This is a genomic window from Streptomyces purpurogeneiscleroticus (assembly GCF_020024005.1).
GTDB lineage: Bacteria > Actinomycetota > Actinomycetes > Streptomycetales > Streptomycetaceae > Streptomyces > Streptomyces purpurogeneiscleroticus.
On record NZ_NHSG01000034.1, the window covers coordinates 1 to 6227 of the forward strand.

Here is a 6227-nt window from a genome sequence, read left to right on the forward strand (position 1 = left end):
CACAGGGGTGGGTGAGGAGGTCGGCGTCGGCCTGGTGGAGCAGGACGAAGCAACGAAGTGGGCACGGGTTCGGCAGCAACGCGCCGCGGTCCCGCTCGATGGGCACCTACTGGTGAGAGACGCCGTCGACGGGCCGCACGTGAGAGCCGGCGCGCTGAAGACGGTGTCGGTCGGCTCGGCCGGCTCCCGCCCGCCAGCCTTGGCTATCGCCGCACTGCGCCATGCCTCGATGGACAGAAGTGTGTCCGCACCGGGGGGATGCACGTTTGCCCGTCTCGGATTTCCGGGTGACGGTGACCGGGTGGTAACTCTCAATTGCCGCTCAAATAGCCGTGCGACCGGGAAGTAACCCTCAAGCTTTGATCAGGCCGGTGGTGAAGTACCGGCACATTTGCTTAGGGTCTTTTCCGTCAGGCGCAATTCCTGGCCTGGGCGCCCGCGCATGTTCCCCCGTGGTTGCGGGACGCCCGCTCCGGTGTCCGTATGGCGCCGGGCCGCGTCGCGCCCCCGAGGCACCTCCCTCCCCCGGCCCGGGGGCGCGATAGCGGATCACGCGCCTTATGTCGATGCTGGTCAGGCGCGCCGAGTGGGCGAGCGGACAGAGTGGCGCGACTGTCGAAACCGACGGAGTGCGGAGCCGGAGGGCGACTGGCGGGGCACCCGAAGAGGCATGCAAAGGGGAGCGTGAAGGGCGATTCGAGCGGAATGTTGGAGGGTTTCTCGACGGCTTTTTGGCTACCGGCGAGGAACCTCATATTTCGCGCAAATCTTGCCCATGATCATTGCTGAAGCATCCGCCGTACACCAAGGTTTCGGGAAACCCTTTCGCTCGATTCCTCGGAGGCTCCATGGGTGTCCGCCGTACCATCGTCGCTGCCGTATCCGCGGCGACAGTGTTTTCTCTCCCCTTCGTGCTGCCGTCCAGCGCTGTCGGTTCTGCCGCTACCGCCGCGCGTTCCAACGCCACCCCTGCCGAGGCCACCCCTGCCGACGCCGCCCCCACTCGTTCAGGGCCACAGCCACCCGCCGAGCAGCCCGTCGCCGTGGGCAGTGGCGGCGCGGTCTCCAGCGTCAACCCCTACGCGTCCCAGGCCGGGATCGACGTCCTCAAGCACGGTGGCAACGCTGTGGACGCCGCCGTGGCCACCGCGGCCGCGCTCGGTGTGGTCGAGCCGTACTCCGCGGGAGTCGGCGGTGGTGGCTACATGGTCTATTACGACGCTGCGGCCCACCGGGTGCGTACCATCGACGGCCGTGAGACCGCCCCGGCCCGTATGCGCTCGGATTCCTTCATCGACCCGTCGACGACAAAGCCCATCCCCATGGACGAGGCCGTCAACTCGGGCCTGTCCGTGGGCATTCCGGGCACCCCTGCGACCTGGCAAAAGGCACTGCACGACTGGGGCACGGTCTCGCTCGCCCGGGCCTTGAAGCCGGCCACTCGGATCGCCGACGGCGGCTTCGTCGTCGACCACCAATTCCGTGCGCAGACCGAGATGAACGAGGACCGCTTCCGGAAGTTCCGCTCCACCAGCGACCTGTTCCTGCCGGGCGGCAAGCTCCCCGAGGTCGGCTCGCGGTTCCGCAACCCGGGTCTGGCCCGTACGTACCGGGAACTCGCACGCGACGGCGTCGGCGCGCTCTACCACGGCGACCTCGGGCGTGAGGTGGTGCGTACGGTCCGGAAGCCGCCCATGGCCGATGGTGCCGAGCCCGTCCGCCCCGGGCTGATGGAGACGGGCGACCTCGCGCGCTATGCAGCACTGGGGCAGGCCCCGACCAGGACCAACTACCGCGGGCTGGACGTCTACTCCATGGCGCCGTCCTCCTCCGGCGGCACCACCGTCGGCGAGGCCCTGAACATCCTGGAGAACTTCCGCCTGTCGAAGGACGACCGGGTCCAGGCGCTCCACCACTACCTGGAGGCCAGCCGGATCGCCTTCGCCGACCGCAACCGCTGGGTGGGCGACCCGAAGTACTCCGACGTACCGACGCGGGAACTGCTCTCCAAGGACTTCGCCAAGGAGCGCGCCTGCCTGATCCGGCCGGACGCCACGCTCACCAGCCCGCTGGCTCCCGGGGACCCGCGCAAGCCCGGCTCCGGGTGCGTCAAGGGCACCGGCAGCAAGGAGGCGTACGAGGGACCGTCGACAACCCACCTCGTGGCGTCCGACCGCTGGGGCAACGTGGTCTCCTACACCCTGACGATCGAACAGACCGGCGGCTCGGCCATCACCGTGCCCGGCCGCGGATTCCTGCTCAACAATGAGCTGACGGACTTCAACTTCACGCCGGTCACGCCGGGGGTGCCGGATCCGAATCTGCCGGGTCCCGGCAAGCGTCCGCGCAGCAGTATGTCGCCGACGATCGTGCTCAAGGACGGCAAGCCGTTCATCGCGGTGGGCTCGCCGGGCGGCGCGACCATCATCACCACGGTGCTGCAGACCCTCGTCAACCGGATCGACCTGGGCATGACGCTGCCGCAAGCGGTGGCCGCGCCGCGCATCTCGCAACGCAACTCGGCCAAGACCGAGGCCGAGCCGGTCTTCCTCGACTCGCCGGAACGCACGGCCCTGGAGCGTCTCGGCCAGCGCTTCGTCCTCGCCCCGTCGACCTTCACTCCCTCACCGGAGATCGGGGCCGTGGCGGCCCTGGAATTCCGGCCCGACGGCCGCACGCAGGCGGTCGCCGAGCCGAAGCGACGTGACGGCGGCTCCGCGATGGTTCTGCACCCGGCGCGCTGACGCCGGAGGACGCCCACCCGCACGCCCAACGAACGGCCCGCCGACACGCAGTGCTCAGCGGGCCGTTCATTCCATGGCCGGCGCCCAGAGCCGGGGGCGACGACGAGTGAGCCGGGCGAGGAAACCGGGGAGAGCAAGCTCGCTGCCCTGCGGCCTACCGGCGGGCCACTGGGCGCTGTGCCCCGCGCCAGGACACGGTGTGGGGCACGGACGAGGGATGGTGCCCATCGGGCAGTACTTGGCCACCTGCGCAGGCAGTATCGGTGCGCCGAACTCACCGACCACCACCTCGCCCAGCTCGCCGACCACCAGATCGCCCAACTCGCCGACCTCGGGCTGGGCTGGGCGGGTTCAGGTGTCGAACCGGGTTGAGCCGAGCCACTTGGCCGCTTCGGGGTCGTAATGGTCGAAGATGTGACTGCGGCCTGCGTTCAGGGTGGTGATGCGTGTCATTTCGTCATCGGTCAGGTGGAAGCTGAAGACATCGATGTTCTCCGCCATCCGTTGTGACCGCACGCTTTTCGGGATTGCGACGATCTCCCGCTGCGTCAGCCAGCGTAGGGAGGCAGCGGCGCAGGGGGCGTCCCTGTCAGTGCCCCTCACAGCATGGCTCCCCTCGTATGCCCGGGCCGGTTCGTTGGTCGTTGTCGCGTGCTGTGAGCGCCGGCGGGCGCCTCGCCCAGCGACCGGCGAGCACACCGACCACAGCAAAGGCTCCCTCAGCCGGGAGTAGCTCCAGCTCTGGGAAGCCAGAGAGAACGTTGTTGCCCGCTGCGAGCACGACACGGTCACCGCGATCGTGGACTCACCCGTGCCCGGCGTCTGGCAGGTGTTTCAGTGCGCCCGGTGCCTCACATGTGTGCCTCACATGCGGCGCTCGACCGGGCCCGACCGCCGTACCCGGCACGAGGGGTACCCCGCCGGGTCCCGTATGCCGGCAAAGGGCATCGCCGCGGCTATGGAGGGCGCCGCCGGTGCCCCGCTCGCGGGCACTGAACCCCGCCGCCAGCCGGTCGATTTTCCCGGACCGGAACCGCCTCCGGTGCCGAGGAGGGGGTAGCCACGCCAGCCGCCCGCCACCTCCCTGCGTCGTGGGTGCCTGTGCCGTTCGAACGGGACGTCCCGAGGCCAGACGGTGAGTGGGCCATTCCGGGCGTGAGGTTGTACCTGAGGAGGGGCCGGTTCGGGCGGCGCGCCGTGGCGGACGGGCTCCTACTTTGGCCGTGCGCGGGTTCCGCTGCGAGGACGTGGCAGGGAGGGACGGGCATGACGGACGCACGCAGGGCAGGGGCCGGGAAGCGACGGGTGGTGCCGCCGGCGGCGAGGCGCCGAGCGGTCCTGTGGAGCCTGGCGGGCGGCACGGTACTGACCGCGGCCGCCGCCACCGTGATGATCACCGGGACCGTTCCTCTGGCGGCCACCAGCGCCGCCGGCCGGCCGCCGGCCGGCGGCGCGCCGACCTCGACGGCTCTGGCGCCCGCGCCCACTGCGGACGGCAGGACCGGGCCCGGTCCGTGGCGTGATCCTCTGACGTCCGCGGAGATCGAACGGGCGCAGCAACTGGCGCTCGCAGAGGACACGGAGCTGCGCACGGCCAGCGAGAACGTCAAAAGGGAGCAGGGCAGGCCGCAGTACCTCGGCACCGACCTGGCCGAGAGCCCACCGTCGGTCGGCGGCACCTGGGAGCGGAAGGCAGTGGTCCGCTTCTACGACTACAGGGACGACACCCTGACCCATAAGACGGTCGACCTCCTGTCGCAGAAGGTCGAGAGCTCCAAGACGGTACACGGTGTTCAGCCTCCCCCCACCCGGGAGGAGGCGCAGGAGGCGGCGGCGCTGCTGCTCGGCGACCCGCTCGGCGACGGCTTGCGGCAGGACTTCGCCAAGGCCACAGGCGGCCAACTCACCCGTGTCGAGCAGTTGCGGGTCCAGGGCTGGACCTATGAGCCACAGGGCGCCCGGAGGGGTCCGCTCCGCGCATGCGGCGCCGAGCGCTGCGTCCAGGTAACCACCCGTGTGCCCGATGGCCCGAGGATCGACGCCAGCAACTACGTGATCAACCTCAGTGACCGCTCTGTGCACCGACTCCGAGCCAAGAGCGGAGGGCTTTCCTCATGAAGAAAGTGTTCCGGCCCCTCACCACGGCCGCGTCCCTGGCGCTGCTGCTGCCGTCCGCACTGCCCGCCGCTGCCGTGGCGGCGGGCGCCGCGCGAACAGGTGCGGACACGCAGCACACCGCTGCCCGTGCCTGCAGCCCCGGCAACGCCATCGAACACACGCTCAGGGGCGGCGGTACCTGGCGGATGTGCTGGCACGACACACGCCTGGAAGGGCTCGTACTGGAAGACATCACCTTCCAGCCCAAGGGGCAGGCGGAACCGATCAAGATCCTGCACCGCGCCGCTCTGGCGCAGATTCACGTCCCCTATGACAACGGCACGGCCGAGTACTCCGACCTCACCGCCGACGAGCTGGGGGCCCACGCCAATCCGCTCCGTCCCAAGGACTGTCCCGGCGGCGCCCTCCGGCAGATCCGGAGCAACCTCGCCACGCAGGGAGAGACCGTCAGCGGCCTGTGCGTCACCACCCAGGAGCGTGGTTTCGCCTACCACGGTGACAGCGATGACCTGCCCCGCAGTGCCCACCGGGGTAATGAGGCCCAGCAGGGGCAGGACCTGGTCGTGTACACGGTCAACGAGGCCGGGCACTACCACTACATCAATCAGTGGAACTTCTCCGACGACGGCACGATCACACCGAAGCTGGGATCCGCCGGCAATCTCTCCCCCGGCGACTTCAACGCCGCGGACGGCACCGGCTGGCCGCTCGGCGAGGGCAGCAAGGCATACTCCACCAGCCACTACCACAACGTCTTCTGGCGGCTGGTCTTCGACCCCGACAGCACACCGACCTCCCGGGTCGAGCAGTACGAGACCCGGCAGACCGGCTACTCCAAGAAGGAGCCCAGGACCCCCCTGCACGAAACCACCCGGAAATCCGTCCAGCAGGAGATGGGCGGCCTCACCGACGCGCACACCCAGCGCTGGTGGCGCATCGTCAGCAAGCACAAGAATACCGATGGGCACCCGCGTTCCTGGGAGATCGTCCACCACAACCCCCACCGGTACACCGGGCGGCCCTTCACCGAGAAGGACATCTACTTCACGGAGTACAAGGCGGGCGAACGGTACGCCAGCGACAACAAGATGTCGCCCGAACTCAGCCGCCTCGACCACGTCGGGCAGTTCGTCGACGGCGAGAAACTGACCAGGCCCGTCACCTGGGTGCAGGTGGGATACCACCACATCCCGCGGGACGAGGACCAGGCACCCATGCCGGTGCACTGGCAGAGTTTCCAGATCACTCCGCGCGATGTGACGGCAATGAACCCGCTCACGCCGCACCACCTGCACCAGCACCGCTACAACGGCGACGGCCGCCACACCGCCCACCACCCGCCCTCCGACAAGGGCAACAAGTAAA

Annotated in this window: 4 protein-coding genes and 1 pseudogene; 4 read left to right on the forward strand and 1 reads right to left on the reverse strand. The window is 69.3% G+C overall.

Translation table 11 applies throughout. The features are described from left to right. Nucleotides 1-848 precede the first annotated feature (848 nt). Nucleotides 849-2744, forward strand: a complete 1896-nt coding sequence (gene ggt, locus CCS38_RS00910) for a gamma-glutamyltransferase (protein ID WP_223731250.1) — start codon at nt 849-851, stop codon at nt 2742-2744. Nucleotides 2745-3095: 351 nt separating this feature from the next. Here ggt and CCS38_RS35220 read toward each other — a convergent pair whose 3' ends face one another. Next, nucleotides 3096-3536, reverse strand: a complete 441-nt coding sequence (locus CCS38_RS35220; protein WP_308050633.1) for an aldo/keto reductase — start codon at nt 3534-3536, stop codon at nt 3096-3098. Between CCS38_RS35220 and CCS38_RS35455 the strand changes: the two are divergent. The 3 genes and pseudogenes from CCS38_RS35455 to CCS38_RS00925 form a co-directional block, all read left to right on the forward strand. Next, nucleotides 3520-3804, forward strand: a pseudogene (locus CCS38_RS35455) (non-oxidative hydroxyarylic acid decarboxylases subunit D); the annotation flags it as partial. The gene CCS38_RS35220 and the pseudogene CCS38_RS35455 sit on opposite strands and share 17 nt — an antisense overlap. Before the next feature lie 206 nt (nt 3805-4010). Next, nucleotides 4011-4862 carry a Tat pathway signal sequence domain protein gene (locus CCS38_RS00920; RefSeq protein ID WP_223731251.1) on the forward strand — a complete coding sequence of 284 codons (852 nt, stop codon included), beginning with the start codon at nt 4011-4013 and terminating at the stop codon, nt 4860-4862. Continuing rightward, nucleotides 4859-6226, forward strand: coding sequence for a copper amine oxidase (locus tag CCS38_RS00925; RefSeq protein ID WP_223731252.1), 1368 nt, complete (start codon nt 4859-4861; stop codon nt 6224-6226). Before CCS38_RS00920 ends, CCS38_RS00925 begins: the two co-directional genes overlap by 4 nt. The last annotated feature ends 1 nt before the right edge of the window (nt 6227 follow it).